Raw genomic sequence first — 22,175 nt, 5'->3', positions numbered from 1 at the left:
TCAGGCCGACACCGAGAAGACGTCGGCCAGGTGGGTGATCCGAAGGGCACGCGCGAGCTTCGGGCGATCGCTGCCGTCGGCGATGTTCTCCCCCTGCGCGCCGAGGTGTGCGATGACCTCGGCAGCCCAGGCCACATCGCTCTGTAGCGGGGACAGTTCGCGATTGACGATCGCTGTGTGACCGACGTGCATGCACAGCTTGCCGGTCATGCCCATCGACCGGGTGACGGCCAAGGCCTCGGACAGATCGGGTTCGCCGGTCAGGCACGGGCCGTCGACGGGACCGGGGAGGCCGGCCGCCCGACTGGCAACGACGAGCCGTCCCCGCGCGTAGGCCAGCGCGTCGGGTTCGGCGCCCGCATCGGTGTCCCGACGGAAGTCGCCGGTGCCGAAGGCAATTCGGGTCGTAGCGTCGGCCGAGGCGATGTCGAAGGCGAATTCGACGCCACGCGCCGATTCGACCAGCGCGAGGATCGGGGTGTGGGGCAGCTCGGCAGCCGTGCGATCGATGTGGTCCGCGGATTCGGTCTTGGCGAGCATCACACCACTCAGTCCCTGGAGCCCCCGGATCGCGTCCAGATCAGCGGTCCAGTCCGCGGTGGTGACGTCGTTGATGCGCACCCACCCGGTGCCCCCACCGGCGAGGAACTGTCTGACGGCATCGCGGGCTTGTGTTTTCGAGGACGGAACAACACCATCCTCGAGGTCGAAGATCACCGCGTCTGCCGCCGAGTTCGCGGCTGCGGCGAACTCGTCCGGACGTGAGCCAGCGACCAGCAGCCAGGAGCGCGCATGTGTCGCGGGGACAATGGCGGCGTGTGCCGACGATGTGGGGGTCATCCGATTCTCGTTTCCTCTCGATGTGAACTTCTACTCGGGCGAGGACTGCGCTGTCCTGCATTCGAGGTGCTGGGTGTGATGCGTCGATCAGTGCGCGGCGACACCGGTGAGATCGTCGAGTGCGGAGAATTCGCGGTCCACCGTGGGTGCGGTGAGCAGGCCGGCGAGTCGCCGGGGGGACAGGATGTCATCGACCTGCGCGCGGGTGAGCAGACCGTCGTCGACGGCGAGGTCGCCGACGTAGGCGCCGGTCGCCAGGGCCCTCTTGGCGATATCCGCGCTGGCGGCATATCCGATGAACGGCGAGAGCGCGGTGACGATGCCGATCGAGCGCCGAACACCCCGCTCGAGGTGGTCGCGGTTGGCGGTGATCCCGTCGACGCACTTCACAGCCAGGGCGTCCGATGCCGCGGCCAGGTGCGTCGTCGAGCGCAGCAAACTGTAGACGATGACGGGTTCGAACGCGTTGAGCTGGAGTTGCCCGCCCTCGGCGGCCATCGTGACCGTCAGATCGTTGCCGATCACCTCGAACGCGACCTGGTTCACCATTTCGGGGATGACCGGGTTGACCTTGCCGGGCATGATCGACGAACCCGCCTGGGCCGGAGGCAGATTGATCTCACCGAGCCCGGCGGTCGGCCCGGAGGAGGTGAGCCGCAGATCGTTGCACGTCTTGGACAACTTCACGGCGACGCGTTTGAGGATGCCGGAGACCTGCACGAATGCTCCGCAGTCCTGGGTTGCCTCGATCAGATTGCCCGCCGGGACGACCGGTTCATCGGTCAGCTCGCGCAGGTAGTTGCAGGCGAGCGCGGAGTACTCGGGGTGACCGTTGATCCCGGTACCGATGGCGGTGCCGCCGAGGTTCGATTCCAGCAGCAGAAGCGCTCCCTCGGAGAGCCGGGCGCAGTCCTCGTTCAGCATGATCGAGTAGGCGGCGAACTCCTGCCCCAGGGTCATCGGTACCGCGTCCTGCAGCTGGGTGCGACCCATTTTGACGATGTCGTCGAATTCGATCGACTTGCGCTCGAATGACTCCCCGAGCCGAACGAGCGAGGCGATCAACAGTCGGAGATGCTCGACCAGCGCGAGTTTGATCGCGGTCGGATACACATCGTTGGTGGACTGCCCCAGGTTCACGTGAGTGAGGGGGTCGAGCTCGGTGTAGGCGCCGCGTCCGAACCCCAGGATCTCGAGTGCGCGGTTCGCGATGACCTCGTTGACGTTCATGTTCGACGAGGTGCCCGCTCCGCCCTGGATCGGATCGATCGGAAACTGGTCGAGTAGTGCCCCATTACGAATCTCCGTGCACGCGGCCACAATCGCATCAGCCCGCCGGTCATCGAGGAGGCCCAGGTCCCGGTTCGCCAGGCAGGCAGCCTGTTTCACCGTCGCCAACGCCGCGACCAGTGCCGGGTACTGACCGATGGTGGACCCGGTGATCGCGAAATTCTCCATCGCCCGGGCGGTGTGGACGCCGTAGTACGCCGCCGCCGGTACCGCCAGATCTCCGATCGAGTCGTGCTCGATCCGCACATCGCTGTCGCTCAATTTTTCCACCAACACCTATTTCGCCGTTCTACTTGACAGGACCTATGACGTCGATCACTGTTGTCGCACAGTACACCACATCCAATATATTGGAGCCGTTGAATGACGACATCCCCCGCCATCCCTGCCGACTCGGCGACAGCACCCGAGGACGCCGATACGTCTCGCACACCACGCAAGTGGTGGAAGTTCTGGAAGCTGCCGATCGGTGTGCAGTCACTGATCGCCGTCGGCGTCGGCGCACTCATCGGCACGTTCGCCCCCGCCGTCGGCGAGCAACTCAAACTGGCCGGCGACGTGTTCCTCAACCTGGTTCAGATGATCGTCGTCCCCTTGGTCTTCCCGCTCATCGTGCTCGGAATCGCGCGCATGGATTCGGCGAAGAAGGTCGGGCGCATGGCCGCCAAGGCGATCCTGTACTTCGAGATCGTCACCACGATCATCCTTCTGATGGCCGTCGCGCTGGCGAAGCTGCTCGACATCGGTTCCGGCGCCCCAGTCGCCGGCGCCGACGAAGCCTCCGTCGAGACCCTCGAGCAGGGCATCGACTTCCACGAACTACTCCTGCACGCTGTCCCGAAGAACGTCTTCGCCGCCTTCGCGGAGGGGAACCTGCTGGCAGTGATCGTGTTCGCCGGATTCGTCGGCGTCGCACTCGCCGCGATCGGTGAGCAGTCGAAACCGATGACGTCCGTGCTCGACTCGCTCGCCAACGCGATGTTCAAGGTGGTCGGCTACGTCATTCGCCTCGCACCCCTCGGCGTCCTGGGCTTCATCAGTTACGACGTCGCGCACTACGGGTTCGGGAACCTGTCGAGCCTGCTGGGCTTCCTCGCCGTCGTCTACGTCGGCATGGCGATCATCCTCGGCGTCATCTTTCCGATCATCGCCGCAATCTTCCGCGTCGAGTACGTCACCATGCTTAAGGCCATCGGAAATCTGGTCGGCCTCGCGTTCGTCACCCGCAGCTCCGAGGCAGTGCTCGCGCCCCTGCTGCTCAAGCTCGAGGGGCTCGGAGTCAGCCGCTCGACGACCTCGTTCGTCGTTCCGCTCGGCTACTCGTTCAACACCGACGGCTCCGTGCTCTACCAGGCTGTCGCCCTTGTCTTCCTCGCCAACGCCTACGGCGTCGACACCTCGATCCCGACTCTGCTGCTGATGGTCGGCGTGCTGGTCATCTTGTCGAAGGGCATGGCCGGTGTTGCCTCCGCCTCTATCGTGGTGCTCATCGCCGCAGGTAACACCATCGGCCTTCCGGCCGAAGCCGTTGCGCTCCTGCTGGGGGTGGACTTCATCGCCGACATGGCCCGCACCGCGGTCAACGTCGTCGGAAACTCCCTCGCCGCGTCGGTGATCGACAAGTCCGAGGAGAAAGCCGAGGCGAAGGCCGGTCGGTCTGCGGCAACGCCCAGCTCCGGGCCGGCTGCGGCCGGGGGCGGGCCTGGCGACGAACTCGGCGACAAGGTTCTCGCCGGGCGACGCAGCGCGGATGGGTAGTCGGGGCCCGGACAATGAACAGTCGACGAAGACGCGCCCGGTATCGTCGCGACAAGGCGCCCGGCACTCACCCACGCGGACCCCGGGAGCGTGCGGCGTGCAGAGTACAGTATCCAGTATGTTGCGTGATAATCCGGTGGAGCGCCCCCGCATGAGCGACGTCGCGTTCGAGCGGATCTGCGACGCGATCGTCACCGGTGAGCTCGCGCCCGGATCCAAGGTCAAGGACAGCGAGCTGGCCGAACATCTGGGTCTGAGCCGCACCCCGGTGCGTGAGGCTCTGACCCGGCTGATCGACACCGGACTCGTCGAGGCCAAACCCGCCGCCTTCACCCGGATCACCCCGCTGAACCGCGCCGATGTCGAGGCGACGCTGGCGGTGATGGAGGTCTTGGATCAGCTGGCCGTGAAAACGGGGGTGCCCAACCTCACCGACGACATGATCGACGTGATGCGCACCGCCAACGACGACCTCGCGCAGGCGATCAAGACCGACAACATCGGTGCGGCCCTCGCTGCGGACGACACCTTCCACGGCGTCATCGTCGACGCTGCCGGCAACCCACTTCTCAAGCGCCTCATGCACCAGGTGCACCCGCAGATCCACCGGATCTACTACCGCAAGTTCTCCAGCCTCCGCGGCTGGCAGGACGCCATCGAACACCACGACAACCTGATCACACTGTGCGCGGCCCGGGACGAAGCAGCGGCCGCCGAAATATCGTCACAACACCGACGATTCCTCGGCGGCCTGATCGGCGAACTCTTCGACATCGACGAGTCCACCTCCGCCACGTCGTAACCAGCTGCTCCCCCCGGCCGCCGCCGCTTGCTCGGTGATCGCCCGCGGCGGCCGGGGAGAGCATCGTGTCGGCGGGACCGTCGGTGCGACGGTCAATACATACGTACGTATGGTTTTCTCGCCTACGATAACCGCACCGTGACCGGCACGGATTCCCAGGACCGCAACGTGTTGTTGAGGTGCCGGTGCACCGGCCCGGCAATCTCCAGGGAGTCCACTCGGGAGGCCAGTGCCGTCAGCAGCGCCTCCGATTCGAGCCGGGCGACGTGCTGGCCGACGCACTGGTGAATTCCCATCCCGTACCCCACGTGCCCGGACGGGTTGCGGCCCAGATCGAACGCGTCCGGATTCTCCCACCGGCGGGGATCCCGATTCGCGGCGCCGAGGAACATCAGGATCTTCCTGCCATCCGGGATGGTCGTACCGCCGATCTCGGTGTCGCGGGTGGCGGTGCGGAAGAACGTCTGGACCGGCGACTCCCACCGGACCGCCTCGTCGAACGCCGTCCGGGCCAGCGTGCGGTTCTCCCGCAGCCTCGCCCACTGCTCCGGATGCGTCGCGAACGCGTAGAGCACGGCCGCGAGTCCGTTGACCGTGGTGTCCACCCCCGCCGTCAGCAACGACCGCACGACGAGCGGCGCCTGCTCGTACGTGATGTCGCCGCGGTCCGCCGCCGCCCAGATCTGCGCGCCGAAACCGTCGCCTGTGAGCGCATCGCGAGCGCATTGCGCGTTGACCCAGCCCGAAAGCTCGGCCACCCGCGGCGCCCCCTTCTCCACCAGACTGTTGACAGGACCGAAACTGTTGAATGCGTGGTCCCCGTACGGCAGCAGGTTCTCCCGTCCGGCATCGGGAATGCCGACGGCATCCGGAAAGACCCGCAGCGGGAACGCGGCGGCGAGGTCGGTGACCGCGTCGAATTCGGTTGTGTTCGCGAGCAACTGGTCGACCAGGGCCTCCGCATCCTGAATCCACGCTGCCCGCAGTTTCTGCAGCGCGCGGGGGCCCAGAATCTTGCTCAGCACCGCACGCGGAGCGTCGTGATGCGGCGGATCGGCCTCGAGCAGGATGCTCGGCGGACGCCACGGAGTCTCGTACCGGAAGTTGCTCAGGCCGACCCCGGCAGCGGATTGGAACGACTGCCAGTCGGTCAGCGCGGCATGGACCTGCTCGTAGCGGCCCAGCGCGAAGACGTCGTACCGCCGCAGGTACACGACGGGGCCGGCGTCCCGCAGATTTGCCTGGAACGGCAACGGGTCCTGCAGGACGTCGAGGGCGAACGGGTCGGCGTCGCTGACGGGCAACGCGGGAGCGGGGGCGAACATCGTCACGGTGATTCCCTTCGGGTGGGTGTGTCAGAGGTCGAGCACGAGGCGGTCGGAGCAGGACCGGGAGACGCAGATGAGCATGCAGTCGCCGGCGGACCGCTCCTCGTCGTCGAGGACGGAATCGCGGTGGTCGGGGGCGCCGGCGAGGACGGTGGTCTCACAGGTCCCGCACGTGCCCTCGCGGCACGAGGACAGGATATTGACCCCGGCCGCCTGCACGGCGTCGAGGACGCTGGCGCCGGGTGTCACCGTCACCGCGAGGCCGGAGCGCGCGAGTTCGACCTCGAACGGTTCGTCACGCAGCGGCGCGCCGCGATCCTTCGGGACGAAGCGTTCGGTCCTCAGCATGCCGACGGGCGAGTCCGCGCAACAGTTTTCGACGGCGGAGAGCAGTGGCCCGGGCCCGCACACGTAGACCTTCGCGTCGTCGTCGGCAGCGGCGAGATGCGCCGACAGGTCGAGGTGGCCCTGCTCGTCCCGCGGCACGACGGACACCCGGTCGCCGTAGGCGGCGAGTTCGTCCCGGAACGCCATGGACGTGCGGGTGCGGCCGCCGTACAGAAGCTGCCAGTCGATGCCCATCAGCTCCGCCTGGCGGACCATCGGCAACAGCGGGGTGATCCCGATACCACCGGCGATGAACAGGTACCTCGGTGCGGGGACGAGCGGGAAGTTGTTGCGCGGACCGCCGACCCCGACGAGATCACCCTCCGCGAGTACGTCGTGGACGTACGCCGACCCGCCCCGGCCCGCCGGTTCCCGCAGCACCCCGACGCGGTAGCTGTACGCGTCCCACCGGTCGCCGCACAGCGAGTACTGCCGCGTCAGCCCGTTCGGGAGCAGCAGGTCGATATGGGCCCCCGGCGCCCAGTCCGGCAGGCGCCGCCCGTCGGGGTGGCGCAGGGTCAGTGCGACAACACCGTCCGCGACAAGCTCTTTGGCGACAACTCGCAGCGCCGCGTCTGCTGGCGCACCGGAAGAAACCGGGTTCTGTGGCATCTCGACTCCTCGATCTCGCGTTTGTTCGAGGATCTTCCGAGCCGGGGGTGAGCCGCCAGATCATTTTCAATAGTTGAAAGTCGGGATGTTACCGGGGTCACTCAACTGGGCGGAAGCTGTTCGCTGCCCGCCCGGACGCCGCCGAGGCTGAGTTATCAGGTGTGCGCCCTCCGGCTGATGTCCTTGTCGACGGCAGTGGCGATGTCGTGGACGAGCCGGGAGTGCCAGAGTTTGTGTGCCTCGAGGTCCGCGGTGAGCGCGTGGCAGTCCGGGCATTCCCGGGGGCTGGGTTGCGAGGTGCTTTCCATGATGCTGCGCTTTCTGGGAGAAGTGGTTCCGATTCCACCGTGGCACGGCCGGGGCGGATAGTCCACCGCGCACAGCCTCACAGACATTGGTCAGCCGCCCGCGCAATTGCGCCGGATTCCGGCAAATCCGTGGGCGTCTGCCACCTGGGCATGCCTCATTGCGGCGCCGCCGCCATCACGCGGGTGATGCCCTTCGCCGCCGCCTGAAGCGCGGGGATCTGCGCGTACGCCTTCTCGTCGTTCGGCACGATGACCGACAGCGCGGCGACCACCTTGCCGTGGCCGTCCCGCACCGGGACCGCGACGCCCGTGGTGTCCGGGTAGAGGTGGCCGGCGCAGAGGATGTAGCCGTGCCGACGCACGTCGGCCAGGACTCCTCGCAGCTGCCGTGGAGTGCGAATCGTGTTGTCGGTGTACACCTTCAACGGCTCGTTCAGGATGCGCTCCTGAAGCTCCGCCGGTCCGTGCGCGAGCAGGACCAGCCCGGACGAAGACACGTGGAGCGGCATCCGGCCCGCGATGCGCGTGTAGTTGACCACGGCACCCGGTGCCGTGAGCCGCTCGATGAACAACACCTCGTCACCTTCGAGGACACCGAGCTGGGTGTGCTGCCCGACGACGGCGTGCAGGTCCTCCATGAACGGCATCGCCGCTTCCCTGAGCCCGAGGGTCGGGGACGCCCGCGACGCGACCTCCCACAGGCGGACCCCGATCCGCACCTTGCGTTCCTCACGCTCGAGCCAGCCGCACCCCACCAGTTCGTCGATCAACCGCGACGTCGTGGAGATGTGGAGACCGGACCGTCGCGCGATCTCGGACACCGTGAGCAACGAATCGTCCGAACGGAACGATTCGACTATCCGCACCGTCCGGGCCAGGACGGACTCACCGGTGTGCACACGTGCCATGCCTTCAGTGTGCACACCGGCCGGCGCTCACCGTAGGTCGCGCCGCCGGAACGCCGCGACGCCCACCCCGATCAGCACGACCGTGATCAGGAGCAGCCACACGATCGGCGTCGCCTCGAACTGCCCGCCCGGCAGCTTCGGGGCGTGGCTGAACGGCTCCAGATTCAGCACCGTCTGCGGGAACTGCGCGATCGACCCGACCATGAAGATCAGGAGGAACGCGACGAGCACGCCCCACGCCACCGGCGTGAACCGCGGGACCACACCGAACAGGAGGACCGTCACTCCGGCGAGCATCCAGATCGCGGGAAGCTGCACGAGCGCCGCCCCGATCACGTCGGGCAGGGCTCCCCCCACGTCGCCGATGGATGCGCCGTATGTGAGTCCGGCGGCCACTCCGGCCACGATCATCGCGACCGCAGGCCCGAGCAACGCGAACAGGATGTGGCTCGACGCCCACCGGACGCGGCCGACGGAACCGGCCGTCACGGGTTCGAGGCGCTGGGCGTTCTCCTCGGAATACAGCCGCAACGACGCGGAGATCGCGTACGCCGCGGCGGCGACCGCGAGCATGGTGAACGCGTAACCGATGAACGATTCCTCCAGCGACTGCGAACCGCCCATCCGCGTGATGATGTCCCGGATCGTCTGGCTGTCGCCGACCTGGCCACCGATCCCCTTCGCGGCGCTGCCTATCAGCAGGCCGTACAGTCCGAGCCCGGCGGTCCAGGCCGCGAGCGTGCCGCGGTGCATCCGCCACGCCAGTCCCAGAGTTCCGGCGAGCGCCGGCGACGCGTCCGTGGGGCCGGGACGTTCAGCGATCAGGCCGGCGCCGACATCCCGTCGGCGCAGGAGAGCGTATGCCGCCCAGGTGAGTACGACTGCCGTGACGAGGCTGGGGACGACCACCCACCAGCGTTCGTCGGCATACGGACGGATCTGCAGGTCCCAGCCGAGCGGTGACAACCACGACAGGGTGCCGGACCCGGCGTCACCGACCGCGCGCAACGCGAACGCGACCCCGAGCACCGTCAACGCGACGCCGCGCGCGACGCGGGCGCCGGTACTCACCTGCGCCGCAACGGCAGCGACCGCCGTGAACACCAGACCGGAGCAGGCCAGCGACGTCCCGAACGCGACCGAACCGCCCACCGGAAGGTCCCAGGCGAGCAACGCTGCCGCACAAAGAATCCCGGTGACGACGGAAGCGCCGCCGGCGAGGAGCAGCGCCGCGGTCAGGCCCGAGTACCGTCCGACGGAGGTGGAGTCGAGAAGCTCCGCCCGGCCGGTCTCCTCCTCCGCGCGGGTGTGCCGGATGACCGTCAAAATCACCACCAGCCCGATCAGCGTGTAGTAGATCCCGGCCTTCCAGACCCCCACCGAACCGAGGCTGGAGTTGAAGATCGGCCCGTACATAGCGATCTGCGCGGGGCTGGCCGCCGTGGTGGCCGCGAACTCCGCCAGCTGAGCGTCGGAGGTGTAGATGTCGGCGATGCTCGCGACGTACAGCGCGGGCGCGAACGCGAAGATCAGGATCCACAGCGGCAGCGCGATCCGATCCCGGCGCAGGAACAACCGCAGAAAGTGGAGTGTCCCCGTGAAATCCGAGGAAGACACCGGCGCCGGCTCCACCGGCCGGTACCGGGACACCGTGGCGGTACTCATGCCCGCACCTTCTCCACCGTGTCGGACGACGTCGTACCGTCGTCGATCTCGTAATGCCGCAAGAAGAGTTCTTCGAGGGTCGGCGGCTGACTGACGAGGCTGCGTACCCCGGTGTCGCCGAGCACCCGGATGAGCTCGCCGAGATGTTCGCTGTCGACCTGGCAGTGCAGCGTCGACCCGTCGAACTCGATGTCCGCCACGCCGTCGATGCGGCTCAGATCGCCGGGGTCACCGAGCAGTTCGGCGGTGATCGACGTACGGCTGAGATGCCGCATCGACGCCAGTGTCCCGGATTCGACCGTACGTCCCGACCTGATGATGGTGACCCGCTCACACAGCGCCTCCACCTCGGACAGGATGTGACTGGACAGCAGCACCGTCACACCGCGGTCGCGGGCCTCGGCGACGCATTCCCGGAAGACCTGTTCCATCAACGGGTCCAGGCCCGACGTGGGTTCGTCGAGCAGCAGCAGGCGCGCGTTCGAGGAGAACGCCGACACCAACGCCACCTTCTGACGATTGCCCTTCGAATAGGCCCGCCCCTTCTTCCGCGGGTCGAGGTCGAAGCGCTCGATCAGATCCTGCTTGCGGGTCTCGTCCAGTCCGCCGCGCATCCGCGCGAGGAGGTCGATGGTCTCGCCGCCGGACAACGACGGCCACAGGGTCACGTCCCCGGGGACGTACGCCATGTCGAGGTGCAGGGCGACGGCATCGCGCCAGGGATCGCGTCCGAAGACGGCCGCCTCACCGCTGTCGGAATGGAGGCTGCCGAGGAGGACGCGGATGGTGGTGGATTTTCCGGCGCCGTTCGGCCCGAGGAACCCGTGCACCTCCCCTTCGCCGACCTCGAGGTCGAGTCCGTCCAACGCCCGGGTTCGTCCGAACGTCTTCACCAGGTTGCGCACTTCGATGATCGCACTCATAGCTGCTCCTAGTTCGGGGAGTCGGTATGTTCTGCGGGAGCCGCCGCCTGCGCGGCACCGTCTTCGGTGGCCAGGTACGCCTCGAGCGTCGACGAATCCGGCAGCAGGCCCTCGGTGTACATCTCGAGGGCGGGCAGCGTGACGTCGGTGGCGAGGTCGCGGATGGCCTTGGCGTAGTCGAGCGGAGCTTCCTTGTCGGCGCGCATCTGCAGGTAGAGCAGCATGGCGCCCACGTTGTAGAGGGTGAGGTAGCGCGCCCGCGCCTTCGGGTTGCGGCTGGGCCGGACAGTTCCGGCCGCCACTCCCAACGCGAGATACTGCTCGGTGTCCTCCACCATGTGCTCGAAGAGGGATTCGCCGAGGCCTCCGCCCGCCTGAAAACTCCGCACGATGTACGCGACGAGCGGGGCGTACTGCTCGATCTCGGCGAGGGCGTGCATTGCGCCCGCCGGCCCGGGCGTCGAAATCGCCTCCGTCTTCTGCTCCCGGATGATCCGCAGGACGTGCTCGTCGCATTCGGCGCGCAGGCCGTCCTTCGAACCGAAATGGTGGATCACCAGACCGGGTGACACTCCGGCTGCGGTGGCGATCGCCCGTACCCCGGTGCTGAAGCCGTGATTGCCGAACACCGTGATGGCCGCGTCGCGCACTCGGGCGCGCGTGGTCAGATCGGGTTGCGGGACCTCGGAACCAGCACTGGTTGAACGCATGTTTAATACGCTAAACGCGCGTTCAACCGCACGCAAGGGGTGAGGGCGTCAAGATTTCGTCAAGGCGGGAAGACCCGGCTCGGCCGGGCGCCCGGTGAACGCGACGCTCGGGCGGGGATACCGGTTGCGGGCACAGGCCTCGTCCAGCGCCTCGTCGACGACCTCCCTCAGATCGGCCCGATCGTCGTCCTGCAGGACCAGTTCCGTCAGGATCACCCCGTAGTCGCGCCGGACCTGTTCCATCAGCCCGATCGCGTCGTCGATGGCCCCGGAACCGGCAGAGCAGCGGAAACCGATCAGCCGCAGTTGCGGCTGCTCCATCACCGCACGCAGCGCGTCCTCGATGCTCGAGTTATCCGTGCCGAGTGCCGAGAGGTCGAGCACCGTGTTCTGCCGTGGCTGCTCGTGCACGAACCGGTGGGGAAGATGAAGCGTCATCGGAACCTCCTCGGGGATTCAGTTCCAGATCTACCCCCGACACGCGAGGTCGCGGCCGTTCTTGACGGCACCATGACTCCGCGGGCCGCGATCCTGACGCGGTGTTGGCGCCGCGGGGGTCGCCGTCCCTATGCCGTTGCCTTCTCGACCGCGTCGCGCGTGAGGCCGGCCAATTTCTCGACATTCTCGGTGGTCGCCGGATAGCCGGCCGAAGTCACCCCGACGACGTACTCGCCGGCGAGCGCGCCGTACCCGATGTGTGTGTCCTCTCCTTGCGTCACGGAACCGGCGAATGCCTTGTCGCCGACGTCGGCCGGCGCCGGTAGCGCCGCGAATCCCGGGACGACTTCACTCTTGTCGATCGCCTGCTCGAATGCGGTCGCGGCTGCGTCGGTGCTGGGATATCGATCGACGGAGACGGTGACCCTTCTGCCGTCGCCCCCTTCGTAGATCACCATTCTCGTCGCGTCGGGGGTGCCGGACGCAGTGGAGTTCTCGCTCGTCGCCGTCTGCTGTTCTATCTCCGGGAAGTACGTCTGTACGACGTCCAATCCCACCAGAGCCTCCTGAGGCAACAGGATCGCCTCGGATGTCGACGCCTCCGGCTGCGATTCGGCATCAGACTGCGTGTCCTGTTGCCCACACCCACCCGCGAACAGGACTCCGGCCAGGATGGTCACGAGGATGGCGAGAGGGGCGCTACTGCCGATCCTTTCCACGCGGTACCGCTCCGCTGATTGCACCATGCTCGATACCCCCTGTTGCTCGGGACAATGCCTCGTCGGGTGGCCAATTGGTAGCTGACCGACCGGAACTCGCACGGCACCAATTCTCGCCGATCCGGATGCCGTGGACAATCACCTCGCTACGTTCGGCCGTTCCGCAAGCTCACCGGGGTCGATGTCAGAACGGGTTGTAAATCCAGACGCCGCGGTAATCGGTGACGGCCGAATACGGCTGTGTGAGTGGCGTCCAGCTCGCACCGTCTGTAACAGATCCTGTCCCACTTCCGAAATGGAGTTGGGGGGCGACAGACGTCTCAATTCTCGCGGTAACGAAGGAATGGAGCGCTCATGAGTCAGCTGGGACGACGGGCATGTGCTGCGGCACTGACTGCTGTCGGGCTGGGAACCGCAGTCGCGACCGGAGGAGGCGCTGTCGCAAATGCTCAGCCCGCGCCGCCGACATCGACGACAATGACGTGCTCGAGCGCGAATCCCCTCGTCTGGGCGCCGCCGTTCACGTGGACCATCAACGCCGCGTCCGGGGAGTCGCTGCGACCGGGTGGGTCTGCACTGGAGCCGGCAATCCTGCTCAGCGGCGGCAACGAACTGCCCACGCCGCCCGGCGGCCTCATCCCGAGCATCGGCGTCAACTGGTACGGCACGCGGGTGTCGGTCGACTGGCACAACACGACAACCGGCGCGACCGGACACAGCGTCAGCGATGAGGCGGCCTGGCAGCAGAAGCCCGGCATCCCGATCAACCGAACCTGGACGGGAACCGGGACGGTGGCGTTCACCGTCACCGTCCAGACCGGCGCGGGATGGTGGTTCGTCAATTCGCAGAACGCCGTCTGCCAGGGAACGATTTCCGTCGTGCCCGGTCGGTGACATCGGACGTCCCTCGGCTACAGGTCAGGCGAGGGACGTTCACCGTTCGCCTCGGCGAGTTCGGCGAGCCTCGCGACAGAGGCCAGAAGCTTGTCCGACGTGGTGGCCCGGGCCCGCGCGAGGCGTTTCTCGTCGGTCAATCGCGACCATTCGTAGGTATGCGTGACACGGACGTGCGCCTCGTCGACTCGGTCGAGTTCCCAGCGCCACAGATGCCCCGGTGGCTGATCGCCCTGCACCGAAGGCAGCCAGGCAATCAGTTGCCCCTCCGCGAATTCCACCACGTGGTTGTCGCGGATGCCGCCGTTCGTGAGCGTCACGGTGAACACGTCACCGACGGCGCGCACCCGCTGCCCGGCCGCGGCCTCGGCCAGATTGTCGTTGCCGTCCCACCGCGGCTGTTGCGCCGGGTCGGCAATCAGTTCGAAGACCGTCCGCGCCGGGGCCGCGATGATGCGGCTGGCAGTCACGACGGTGGGAATCCCATTCTCCTCGGTCATAACTCGATCAAACCATGACGAGTCGCCAGATCTCGAGCACCATGCCTCATTGCGCACTCGGCAAGTCGATGTCGATCAGCGGACTCGTGCCGGCCGGCCGGCCTCGACGAGACGACACAGCAGTGCGGTTTCATTCGGCTGCACGCTTCGTGCGGGTGGGCGACAGTAGTGTCGCCGATCGGGACAATCCAGACAACCAGGGAAAGGGCACAACCATGCGCAATTTTCGACGTACGGCAGTGGCGGGAGCCATGATCGCGGGACTGATGACTGCCGGGGCGGCAACGGCGTCCGCCGCTCCGTTCGGCTCCCTCGGCGACGGACCCGACCTCGTGATCACGCAGGCGAACGCCGAGGGTGTCAACGCATGCGCCGTGCGTGTCACGAACGAGGGCGACGGGACCGCCACCGGAGTCACGGTCCACACTCCGCTCGTTTACGAGAGCAGGAACCTCGGCACGCTCGCCCCCGGCGAATCGAAGATCGCCGAATACTTCGATTGCGGATTCTCGGAGCGCATCTTCTACTTCGCGACGACGAGCGGCGAAACGAATTGGGCCGACAACTTCCTGTACCTCGAACTCTGAGCGCCGGGGTCGCCGGGAGCGCGGGCCCACGGCCTGATCAGTTCCCGGAAACCGCGTATCCAGTGAATTTTTTTAGAATATTTAAGAAGAGTCATTGACTCGCTGAAGATCTTCACTATAGTTCTGTGAGTCAGGTCACCCAGTGGGAGGAAACGCGAATGACGGCCGAGAGCAGCACGCACACTCCCCCCGCAACGAGTGCCCTGCTGACGACCGTCGGCAACAAGATTCGCACCATGCGCAAGGAGAAGGGCATGACCCTTGCGCAACTCTCGGAAATCACGGGACTCAGCCCGGCGATCGTCAGCCAGATCGAGCGAGGTCTGGCCAACCCGTCCTTCACCACCCTGGCTCAGCTCGCCCACGGGCTGGACATCCCGGTCGGCAAATTCTTCATCGGCCAACCGGACACCACATCGCCCGTCGTGCGAAAACACGAGCGGCGCAACCTCGTCGGCGTCACCAAGAAGTCGATGGGGGAAGCCGTCTACGAACTGCTCACCCCCGAGCTCAACGGCGGTGCCCTGGAGGCGCAATGGATCGAGACGCCGCCCGGGCACGACACCAGCGCGACCCCGTTCCGTCACAGCGGCGAAGAATTCGGCATCATCCTTGCCGGCCGCAAGGACATCTATCTGGACGGGGAATGCCATTCCCTGGAGGCAGGCGACTCGATCACCTTCTCCTCGGACATCCCGCACTGGTACAAGAACAGCTACGAAGAGATATGCGTAGCGATCTGGGTCAACGCACCACACGCGTGGTGAGCCCGGCGTCCACCGCCGGCCGTCAGCGACACGCACCGGAACGCGAATGCGTCTCCCCGGAGGCAGGCGACTCGATCACCTTCTTCTCGGACATTCACACCGGTGCGAGAACAGCTACGAAGAGGTATGCGTAGCGAATTGGGTCGACGCACCACACCGTGGTGAGCCCGGCGTGTACCGCCGGCCGTCAACCCAACCCTCCTTACTGTCAGGCCGCCTACGCGGCCCGGCACAACGCATCCCGTCGCCGTGATGCGTCATACCCTCTTGCACCCTCGCGGTGCCAGCGTAAGGACAAGACCATTGCTTGACACCACTGTGAAAGCACCGAGCAGGCAGGCACAACTCACCCCCGAGGTCCGCAAAGGCCTCCTCGGCCTCGGCCTCGGCAACGCCCTCGAATGGTACGACTGGATGGTCTTCGGACTGCTGTCGGCCTTCATCGGGCCGAACTTCTTCCCCTCCACCGATCCCCTCAGCGCCACCCTGAACACCCTGGCCGTCTTCGCCGTCGGCTTCGCATTCCGGCCACTGGGCGGGGTCATGCTCGGAACCCTCGCGGACCGGGTCGGCCGACGCCGAGTCATGTTGATCTCCATCAGCACGATGGCCGTGACCACCCTGATCATCGCGATCACCCCTGGGTACGCACACATCGGGGCGTGGGCCGGGGCCATCCTCGTCGCCTGCCGCATCGTGCAGGGCGTCTCCACCGGCATCGAGGCGCCGCTCTCCACGGCCCACGCCGTCGAACTCGTCCCCACCGGGCGAGAAGGCCTGGTAGCGGGCGTCATGTCGTTCTACGTCAACCTCGGTGTGCTCCTGGCGTCCCTGATCAGCTTCCTGTGCAGTCTGGTCATCGGCGGGGCCGCCATGGGTGAATGGGGCTGGCGGATCCCCTTCGTCATCGGCGCCGTCTTCGGTGTCGTCGTCGTGTACCTGCGCCGTGCTCTGCCCGAAACCATGCGTCCGGAAGAACTGTCGGACAACACAACCGGCGCCGTCTGGACGGGAGTCCGCAAACACTGGCTCAGCGTGGTCGCCATCATCTTCGTGGTGGGTGCCGCCCAGGCCTACAACTACGCGTGGAACGTCGGACTGCCTGCCGCCGCACGCAGCAACTTCAAGGAAGATCCCACCGCGGTGTTCGCCCTCACGACGGCGCTCGGCGTCGTTCTGGTCGGCGGCAGCTGGGTGGTCGGCAAGCTGACGGACGGCAAATCCATGTCACGCTGGTTCCTCTGGACCCGTGCGCTGGCCGTCCCGGCTGTCTTCCTGATGCTGGTGTACGTGCAACCCGGGATCGGCGGCTTCGCGGTCGTGCTTCTGGGCGGCTCGGTGGTCCTGGTGCTGAACATGACCCTGTACAACGTGGTCAGCACGTCACTGATGCCCAAGAACTGCCGTGGCGCCGGGGTGTCACTGGGGTACGGGGTCGGCGTCGCTCTCTTCGGCGGCACTGCGTCCTACCTGCTCGTCTGGTTCCAATCCGAAAACGCCAACTGGATATTTCCGGTCTACGTGGCCGTTCTCTCCATCCTCAGCATCGTCTTCTATCTGCTTGCTCGCCGCGCCAACGGCATCTTCGTCGGAAAGTAAGGACTCCCATGACCAACCTCGATCTGCGCGTCGCCAGCCACGACCTCACAGCGCCCGTCGTCAACCGCTCCCAGGTGCTCGTGGTGGGCGGTGGCCCCGCCGGAGTGGCCGCCGCAATCACCGCCGCCCGTTCCGGTGCCAGTGTCACTCTGCTCGAGCGCTACTCGTCGCTCGGCGGCCTGGCGTCCGGCGGCATGGTGCTGGTCCTCGATGACATGATCAACGGCCAGGACATCACGGTCACCGGAATCGTCTCCGAGTACGTGGAGCGGCTTCAGGCACTGGACCTCGCCGTCGTCCCGCCCAGAGAAGACCGCACCGCCTCCACCGAGCTGTGGAACAAATGGGGCCGCTACGGAACCTTCGACTTCCACTCCCACACCAACCCCAAACCCATCTGCTACGCGGCCGCGTTCGATCCCGACGGCTGGAAGCGCGTCTCCAACGACCTCGTCCGGGAGGCCGGCGTCACCCTCCGACTGCACACCTGGTTCTCGCGTCCGATCGTCGACGACGGCGTCGTCAAAGGTGTGGTGTGCGAAACCAAGTCCGGTCCCCAGGCATTCCTGGCGGATGTGGTGATCGACACGACCGGTGACATCGACGTCGCATCCCGGGCCGGGGCCGCCCATATCAAGGACAGCTACATCACCACACTCGTGTTCCGGCTGGGCGGCGTGGACACGGCAGCCGCCGAGCGCTTCGAACAGGAGAATCCCAAGGAAGCGCGGGCCGTCAACCGCAAGATCAAGCGACTGCTCGGCGGCGCCTGGGAGCTGTGGTGGCTCAAGACACCGCTCGACGGCGTCGTCTGGTGCAACGCCCCGCACATGAGCGGTTTCGACGGCACCGACCCGGGCGACCTCACGGCCGCCGAGTTCGCGGCCCGCGACCGCATCACCGAGGCAGTGGAGTACGTCAAGGAGCACCTCCCCGGATTCGGCAACTGCTACATCGTGGACGTCGCATCCCAGCTGGGCGTCCGGCAGACCCGCCTCCTCGAAGGCGAGTACGTCATGACCAAGGAAGACGTGACCACGCGACGGCACTTCGCCGACTCCGTCGCCCGCGGACGCGACTACTACTACCCGTACCGCTCACTCCTCCCGAAGGAAGTGGAGCAGCTACTCGTCGCGGGCAGACACTACTCGGCGACATCCGACGCCCAGAAGATGTCCCGCGAGATTCCGCCGTGCATGGCCATGGGTCAGGCGGTCGGCGTCGCGGCGGCCATCGCCGTCCGGGACGACGTGACCGTCCGCAGCGTGTCCGCCCGGGACATCCAGGCGGGCATGCGGAGCCACGGCGCAGACCCCGGCGACATCCCCTCCGCCAACGCCACCATCGACCAGGAAGCGACGGTCCCGGCATGAGCACCACCACCGAAGAGCTGAGTTTCACGACGACAGACCACCCGACGAGAACCGCCCCCGCAACCGTCTCGGTTCCGGCCGGCCCGAAGCTTCCGCTGACCGGCATCAAGATCGTGGACTTCACCCAGGTCTACATGGGCCCCAGCGCGACGCAGATGCTGGGCGACTACGGCGCCGACATCATCAAGGTCGAGCGGCCCGGTGCCGGTGACATCGCCCGGAACTCGTTCCCCGACCCGGACGGGCAGGACAACCCGATCTTCCTGGCCATCAACCGCAACAAGCGCAGCATCAGTGTGGACACGCGCACCGAGGACGGCCGGGCCGTGTTGCGCACGCTCATGAGCGACGCGGACGTGGTGGTCAGCAACTTCCGGGCCGGCGTCATGGAACGCATGGGTTTCGGGTACGACGAACTGAAGAAGGACAACCCCGGGATCATCTGGGCGTCCGGTACCGGTTTCGGGACGGAAGGTCCCTACTCCCACAAGGGGGGCCAGGACGCGATCGCGCAGGCGTATTCCGGCGTCATGTGGCGGCGTGAGTCGGACGACGCGCCACCCGTCGTCTACCCGACCACACTGTGCGACTACACCACCGGCATGCACCTGATGCAGGGGATCCTGCTGGCGCTCCGTGCTCGCGAGCAGTACGGCACCGGGCAGAAGGTGGAGGTGACCATGTACGACTCCATGCTGCACATGCAGATGCAGGAGGCGTGCATGCAACTCAATCGTGGTTACGAAGTCAATTGGGGCGCAATGCCCTTCACCGGGGTCTTTCCGACCACGGACGGAGCCGTCTGCATGGTCGGCGGATTCACGGCCGACCCGCTCCTGCACATCTCCCGTGCCCTCGGCCTGGACGAGGACCTCACGCTCCGGCCGGAGTTCTCCACGAAGGAACTCCAGTTCGACAACAAGCCCGCGCTGCAGGCGATCTTCCGGGAACGCTTCGCGACGAACACCACGGAGTACTGGACGCAGAGACTCGAGGAGGAGGGCCTGCTGAACGCGCCGGTGCAAACCCTCGAGCAGACGTTGGCCGACGAGCAGACCCGGGTCAACGGCATGATCGTGGAAGCCGAACATCCCAGCGTCGGCACGGTGAAGATGCTCAACGCACCCATCCGGCTCTCGGCCACCCCACCCTCCATCCGGCACAGCGCACCCCGTCTCGGCGAACACAACGCCGAGGTGTTGAGGGAACACGGTTTCGACGACGACGCAATCGCGCGTCTGATGGCGCTGGGGGTTCTCGCATGACCGAGAATGTCGACGACGTCATCCTGACGATCGACGACGGTGTAGCCACCGTGACGATCAATCGCCCGCACGTGCTCAATGCCGTCGACGGACCGACCACCGCACGCCTGAACGACATCTGGGAGCAGCTGGAACAGGACCGCAGCATCCGCGCAGTGGTCGTCACCGGTGCCGGGCCGAAGGCCTTCTGCACGGGAGCGGACATGAGCTCGTCCGCGGTGGACAAGACCGGCCTCGAGTACTGGGCCGAGCTGGACGCCAACGGCTTCGGCGGACTGAGTCTGCGCACCACCCTGGACGTTCCGGTGATCGCCAAGGTGAACGGCTACGCGTTGGGCGGCGGCATGGAAATCGTTCTGGGCGCGGACATCGTGGTGGCGTCCGACAGCGCCTGGTTCGGGCTGACGGAGCCGCGGGTCGGGCGACTGGCGCTCGACGGCGGCATCCATCAGCTGGTGCGCCGGGTTCCCTACACCCAGGCCATGAGCATGCTCCTGACCGGACGCAAGACCGATGCCGCCGAAATGCAGGCCATGGGACTCGTCAACGAGGTGGTGCCCGCCGAAGAGTTGGACGGTGCCGTGGATCGTTGGCTCGACCAGATCCGGGCGTGTGCGCCCACGTCGCTGCGAGCGGTCAAGCAGATGGTCACGCGCACCGCGCATCTCAGCGCCGCCGAAGCTCGGGGGCTGCGACTTCCGGCACTCATGGATGCCTTGGACAGCAAGGACTCCGCCGAAGGCGTGCTGGCGTTCCAGGAAAAGCGCGCGCCGGTGTGGTCCGGCGAGTAGCTCAACGGAGAGGAAGAACCATGCGCGAATCACTGGAACACGGGGTGTGGGGCGTCGTCGCCACACCGTTCATCGGCAGCACCCAGGATGTCGACACCGACAGCCTCGCGAATCTGGTGAAGCACTACGAGAGGGTCGGCGCCGTCGGGTTGACGGTGCTCGGGGTGTTCGGCGAAGCCGCGGCGCTGTCCACGGACGAACGCGCCCTCGTCCTCGAAACTGTCATCGAGGCCTCCGATCTCCCGCTCGTGGTGGGCGTCACCGCGCTCACCACCCGCCCGGTCGTCGACGAGATCCGTGCCGCCCGATCCGTGGCCGGCGACCGGATCCGAGCGTTCATGGTGCAGGCCAACTCGGCGGACGCCGACGTCGTCACCGACCACTTGCAGGCCGTCCATCGCGTCACCGGCGCCGACGTCGTGCTGCAGGACTATCCCGCGGCGAGCGGCGTGGCCATCGGCACCGCCTCGCTGGCCGCGGTCGTGCGGCGTTGCGAGTTCGTGGCGGCAGTCAAGGCCGAGGCCCCACCGACGTCGGTGGCCATCGCCGAACTCACTGCTACCGTAGATGTTTCGGTGTTCGGCGGACTCGGTGGGCAGGGCCTCCTGGACGAACTGAGCTCCGGCGCCGCCGGTGCCATGACCGGATTCTCCTGTCCCGAAGCGCTGGTGGCCTGTGTCCGGGCCTGGCAGACGGGTGGATACGAGGCCGCACGCACTGTCCTGCAGCCGTTCCTGCCCCTCGTCAACTTCGAGCAGCAGGCGAGGATCGCCCTCGCCGTCCGCAAGGAGTTGTTGCTGCAGCGCGGACTGATCCGCGACTCGGCGGTGCGGGCCCCGGCCGCGAAGTTCCCGGAGGTGCTCCGCGGCAGTCTGACAACGCATCTGGCGGAGGCTTCGCAGGCCGTCGAGGCACTCACCGCCGGGAGGATCTGATGGATCTCGGAATCGCAGGCAAGACGGCGCTCGTCGCCGCGTCCACAGGAGGTCTCGGCCTCGCCGTCGCCCGCGCCCTCGCGGCCGAAGGGGCACGCGTGGCGATTACCGGCCGGCGGCGCGACCGCGCCCAGAAGATCGCGTCGTCACTCGGCGGTGCCATCGCGATCGAGGCCGACCTGAGCACTCCGGAAGGCACCGCGACCGCCGTCGGGCGCACGGAGGCGGAGCTGGGGCCGGTCGACATCGTGGTGCTCAACGGCCCCGGACCCCGACCCGGCGCGGCGGCGACCCTGGGCGCCGATGATCTCGCGGCAGCATTCGACATCCTGCTCCGCCCGCACCACGCGCTCGTGTCGACGGTGCTACCCGGCATGCGCGAGCGTCGCTGGGGCCGCGTTCTCGCCATCGGCTCGTCCGGAGTTGCTGCGCCCCTGCCCAATCTGGCGATGTCCAACACGGGTCGCGCTGCCCTGGCGGGATACCTCAAGACTCTCGCCGCCGAGGTCGCGCTCGACTGTGTCACCGTCAACCTGCTGCTGCCGGGACGGATCGCGACCGACCGGGTGGCCGAACTGGACGCGGCCGCCGCCAAGCGCCGCGGTGTGACCGTCACCGACATCGAACTCGAATCCCGCAAGACGATCCCGGCCCGTCGCTACGGCAACCCCGACGAATTCGGCGCCGCCGCCGCGTTCCTGTGCAGCGCGCCGGCGTCCTACATCACCGGCGTCGCACTCCGCTGCGACGGCGGCCTGATCCGCAGCCTCTAGGGC

The 22,175-nt window shown here is 66.9% G+C and carries 23 protein-coding genes; 11 read left to right on the top strand and 12 right to left on the bottom strand.

Annotated features, from left to right (window positions below):
- Positions 1–840, bottom strand: coding sequence for an HpcH/HpaI aldolase/citrate lyase family protein (locus tag GO592_RS00310; RefSeq protein WP_007301759.1), 840 nt, complete (start codon positions 838–840; stop codon positions 1–3).
- Positions 841–927: 87 nt separating this feature from the next.
- Positions 928–2,376, bottom strand: a complete 1,449-nt coding sequence (locus GO592_RS00305) for an aspartate ammonia-lyase (protein ID WP_007301760.1) — start codon at positions 2,374–2,376, stop codon at positions 928–930.
- Positions 2,377–2,493: 117 nt separating this feature from the next.
- On the opposite strand from GO592_RS00305, the gene GO592_RS00300 reads away from it, so the two are divergent.
- Positions 2,494–3,888 carry a dicarboxylate/amino acid:cation symporter gene (locus GO592_RS00300; protein WP_007301761.1) on the top strand — a complete coding sequence of 465 codons (1,395 nt, stop codon included), beginning with the start codon at positions 2,494–2,496 and terminating at the stop codon, positions 3,886–3,888.
- 118 nt (positions 3,889–4,006) lie between these two features.
- Entirely contained in the window at positions 4,007–4,690 is a 684-nt protein-coding gene (locus GO592_RS00295; protein ID WP_005250515.1) for a GntR family transcriptional regulator, read from the top strand.
- Between the two features lie 122 nt (positions 4,691–4,812).
- Here the strand turns inward: GO592_RS00295 and GO592_RS00290 are convergent, their stop codons facing one another.
- The 9 genes from GO592_RS00290 to GO592_RS00250 all read right to left on the bottom strand — a co-directional run bounded on the left by GO592_RS00290 (position 4,813) and on the right by GO592_RS00250 (position 12,715).
- Positions 4,813–6,015, bottom strand: coding sequence for a cytochrome P450 (locus GO592_RS00290; RefSeq protein WP_007301762.1), 1,203 nt, complete (start codon positions 6,013–6,015; stop codon positions 4,813–4,815).
- A gap of 30 nt (positions 6,016–6,045) precedes the next feature.
- Positions 6,046–7,017, bottom strand: a complete 972-nt coding sequence (locus GO592_RS00285; protein ID WP_007301763.1) for a PDR/VanB family oxidoreductase — start codon at positions 7,015–7,017, stop codon at positions 6,046–6,048.
- Positions 7,018–7,172: 155 nt separating this feature from the next.
- Complete coding sequence (locus tag GO592_RS00280) at positions 7,173–7,325, bottom strand: hypothetical protein (protein ID WP_005256569.1); 153 nt, start codon at positions 7,323–7,325, stop codon at positions 7,173–7,175.
- A 155-nt stretch (positions 7,326–7,480) separates the two neighbouring features.
- Positions 7,481–8,233: an IclR family transcriptional regulator gene (locus GO592_RS00275; RefSeq protein ID WP_007301764.1), complete on the bottom strand. Its 753-nt coding sequence runs from the start codon at positions 8,231–8,233 to the stop codon at positions 7,481–7,483.
- A gap of 27 nt (positions 8,234–8,260) precedes the next feature.
- A complete protein-coding gene (locus GO592_RS00270; RefSeq protein ID WP_007301765.1) occupies positions 8,261–9,898 on the bottom strand; it encodes an ABC transporter permease in 1,638 nt (545 codons plus the stop codon).
- The gene (locus tag GO592_RS00265; RefSeq protein WP_007301766.1) at positions 9,895–10,821 is read right to left on the bottom strand and encodes an ABC transporter ATP-binding protein; all 927 of its coding nucleotides are present in this window, start codon (positions 10,819–10,821) and stop codon (positions 9,895–9,897) included. The genes GO592_RS00270 and GO592_RS00265 overlap by 4 nt, the downstream gene beginning before the upstream one ends.
- A gap of 8 nt (positions 10,822–10,829) precedes the next feature.
- A complete protein-coding gene (locus tag GO592_RS00260) occupies positions 10,830–11,531 on the bottom strand; it encodes a TetR/AcrR family transcriptional regulator (RefSeq protein WP_007301767.1) in 702 nt (233 codons plus the stop codon).
- 48 nt (positions 11,532–11,579) lie between these two features.
- Complete coding sequence (locus GO592_RS00255; protein ID WP_007301768.1) at positions 11,580–11,969, bottom strand: hypothetical protein; 390 nt, start codon at positions 11,967–11,969, stop codon at positions 11,580–11,582.
- A gap of 128 nt (positions 11,970–12,097) precedes the next feature.
- Entirely contained in the window at positions 12,098–12,715 is a 618-nt protein-coding gene (locus GO592_RS00250) for a hypothetical protein (RefSeq protein ID WP_007301769.1), read from the bottom strand.
- 327 nt (positions 12,716–13,042) lie between these two features.
- Here GO592_RS00250 and GO592_RS00245 point away from each other — a divergent pair, with 327 nt between their 5' ends.
- On the top strand, positions 13,043–13,582 hold the full coding sequence (locus GO592_RS00245; protein ID WP_039953139.1) for a hypothetical protein: 540 nt from the start codon (positions 13,043–13,045) through the stop codon (positions 13,580–13,582).
- A 17-nt stretch (positions 13,583–13,599) separates the two neighbouring features.
- Here the strand turns inward: GO592_RS00245 and GO592_RS00240 are convergent, their stop codons facing one another.
- Positions 13,600–14,082 (bottom strand): SRPBCC family protein, encoded by a 483-nt coding sequence (locus GO592_RS00240; RefSeq protein WP_007301770.1) that lies wholly within the window; start codon positions 14,080–14,082, stop codon positions 13,600–13,602.
- A gap of 215 nt (positions 14,083–14,297) precedes the next feature.
- On the opposite strand from GO592_RS00240, the gene GO592_RS00235 reads away from it, so the two are divergent.
- The 8 genes from GO592_RS00235 to GO592_RS00200 all read left to right on the top strand — a co-directional run bounded on the left by GO592_RS00235 (position 14,298) and on the right by GO592_RS00200 (position 22,172).
- Entirely contained in the window at positions 14,298–14,669 is a 372-nt protein-coding gene (locus GO592_RS00235) for a hypothetical protein (protein WP_039953167.1), read from the top strand.
- Between the two features lie 158 nt (positions 14,670–14,827).
- Positions 14,828–15,436, top strand: coding sequence for a helix-turn-helix domain-containing protein (locus tag GO592_RS00230; RefSeq protein WP_007301772.1), 609 nt, complete (start codon positions 14,828–14,830; stop codon positions 15,434–15,436).
- A 303-nt stretch (positions 15,437–15,739) separates the two neighbouring features.
- Entirely contained in the window at positions 15,740–17,035 is a 1,296-nt protein-coding gene (locus GO592_RS00225) for an MFS transporter (RefSeq protein ID WP_007301773.1), read from the top strand.
- 8 nt (positions 17,036–17,043) lie between these two features.
- Positions 17,044–18,408, top strand: a complete 1,365-nt coding sequence (locus GO592_RS00220) for an FAD-dependent oxidoreductase (RefSeq protein ID WP_007301774.1) — start codon at positions 17,044–17,046, stop codon at positions 18,406–18,408.
- Complete coding sequence (locus GO592_RS00215; RefSeq protein ID WP_007301775.1) at positions 18,405–19,673, top strand: CaiB/BaiF CoA transferase family protein; 1,269 nt, start codon at positions 18,405–18,407, stop codon at positions 19,671–19,673. Before GO592_RS00220 ends, GO592_RS00215 begins: the two co-directional genes overlap by 4 nt.
- Entirely contained in the window at positions 19,670–20,464 is a 795-nt protein-coding gene (locus tag GO592_RS00210) for an enoyl-CoA hydratase-related protein (RefSeq protein WP_007301776.1), read from the top strand. Before GO592_RS00215 ends, GO592_RS00210 begins: the two co-directional genes overlap by 4 nt.
- Positions 20,465–20,484: 20 nt before the next feature.
- Positions 20,485–21,399 carry a dihydrodipicolinate synthase family protein gene (locus GO592_RS00205; protein WP_007301777.1) on the top strand — a complete coding sequence of 305 codons (915 nt, stop codon included), beginning with the start codon at positions 20,485–20,487 and terminating at the stop codon, positions 21,397–21,399.
- Positions 21,399–22,172 (top strand): SDR family oxidoreductase, encoded by a 774-nt coding sequence (locus GO592_RS00200; RefSeq protein WP_007301778.1) that lies wholly within the window; start codon positions 21,399–21,401, stop codon positions 22,170–22,172. The genes GO592_RS00205 and GO592_RS00200 overlap by 1 nt, the downstream gene beginning before the upstream one ends.
- Positions 22,173–22,175: the final 3 nt, after the last annotated feature.

The organism is Rhodococcus sp. 21391 (assembly GCF_016772255.1).
Taxonomy (GTDB): Bacteria; Actinomycetota; Actinomycetes; order Mycobacteriales; family Mycobacteriaceae; genus Rhodococcus_F; species Rhodococcus_F opacus.
The sequence above is the reverse complement of the archived record's forward strand: the minus strand, read 5'-3'. Positions and strand labels throughout refer to the sequence as shown.

Bases quoted from the DNA above. Each gene is read 5' to 3' on its own strand.
- GO592_RS00205 (WP_007301777.1), top strand. From the start codon at position 20,485: ATGCGCGAATCACTGGAACACGGGGTGTGGGGCGTCGTCGCCACACCG.
- GO592_RS00255 (WP_007301768.1), bottom strand. From the start codon at position 11,969: ATGACGCTTCATCTTCCCCACCGGTTCGTGCACGAGCAGCCACGGCAG.
- GO592_RS00220 (WP_007301774.1), top strand. From the start codon at position 17,044: ATGACCAACCTCGATCTGCGCGTCGCCAGCCACGACCTCACAGCGCCC.
- GO592_RS00300 (WP_007301761.1), top strand. From the start codon at position 2,494: ATGACGACATCCCCCGCCATCCCTGCCGACTCGGCGACAGCACCCGAG.
- GO592_RS00310 (WP_007301759.1), bottom strand. From the start codon at position 840: ATGACCCCCACATCGTCGGCACACGCCGCCATTGTCCCCGCGACACAT.
- GO592_RS00215 (WP_007301775.1), top strand. From the start codon at position 18,405: ATGAGCACCACCACCGAAGAGCTGAGTTTCACGACGACAGACCACCCG.
- GO592_RS00235 (WP_039953167.1), top strand. From the start codon at position 14,298: ATGCGCAATTTTCGACGTACGGCAGTGGCGGGAGCCATGATCGCGGGA.
- GO592_RS00230 (WP_007301772.1), top strand. From the start codon at position 14,828: ATGACGGCCGAGAGCAGCACGCACACTCCCCCCGCAACGAGTGCCCTG.
- GO592_RS00200 (WP_007301778.1), top strand. From the start codon at position 21,399: ATGGATCTCGGAATCGCAGGCAAGACGGCGCTCGTCGCCGCGTCCACA.
- GO592_RS00290 (WP_007301762.1), bottom strand. From the start codon at position 6,015: ATGTTCGCCCCCGCTCCCGCGTTGCCCGTCAGCGACGCCGACCCGTTC.
- GO592_RS00260 (WP_007301767.1), bottom strand. From the start codon at position 11,531: ATGCGTTCAACCAGTGCTGGTTCCGAGGTCCCGCAACCCGATCTGACC.
- GO592_RS00275 (WP_007301764.1), bottom strand. From the start codon at position 8,233: ATGGCACGTGTGCACACCGGTGAGTCCGTCCTGGCCCGGACGGTGCGG.
- GO592_RS00270 (WP_007301765.1), bottom strand. From the start codon at position 9,898: ATGAGTACCGCCACGGTGTCCCGGTACCGGCCGGTGGAGCCGGCGCCG.
- GO592_RS00295 (WP_005250515.1), top strand. From the start codon at position 4,007: ATGTTGCGTGATAATCCGGTGGAGCGCCCCCGCATGAGCGACGTCGCG.
- GO592_RS00210 (WP_007301776.1), top strand. From the start codon at position 19,670: ATGACCGAGAATGTCGACGACGTCATCCTGACGATCGACGACGGTGTA.
- GO592_RS00265 (WP_007301766.1), bottom strand. From the start codon at position 10,821: ATGAGTGCGATCATCGAAGTGCGCAACCTGGTGAAGACGTTCGGACGA.
- GO592_RS00280 (WP_005256569.1), bottom strand. From the start codon at position 7,325: ATGGAAAGCACCTCGCAACCCAGCCCCCGGGAATGCCCGGACTGCCAC.
- GO592_RS00240 (WP_007301770.1), bottom strand. From the start codon at position 14,082: ATGACCGAGGAGAATGGGATTCCCACCGTCGTGACTGCCAGCCGCATC.
- GO592_RS00245 (WP_039953139.1), top strand. From the start codon at position 13,043: ATGAGTCAGCTGGGACGACGGGCATGTGCTGCGGCACTGACTGCTGTC.
- GO592_RS00285 (WP_007301763.1), bottom strand. From the start codon at position 7,017: ATGCCACAGAACCCGGTTTCTTCCGGTGCGCCAGCAGACGCGGCGCTG.
- GO592_RS00250 (WP_007301769.1), bottom strand. From the start codon at position 12,715: ATGGTGCAATCAGCGGAGCGGTACCGCGTGGAAAGGATCGGCAGTAGC.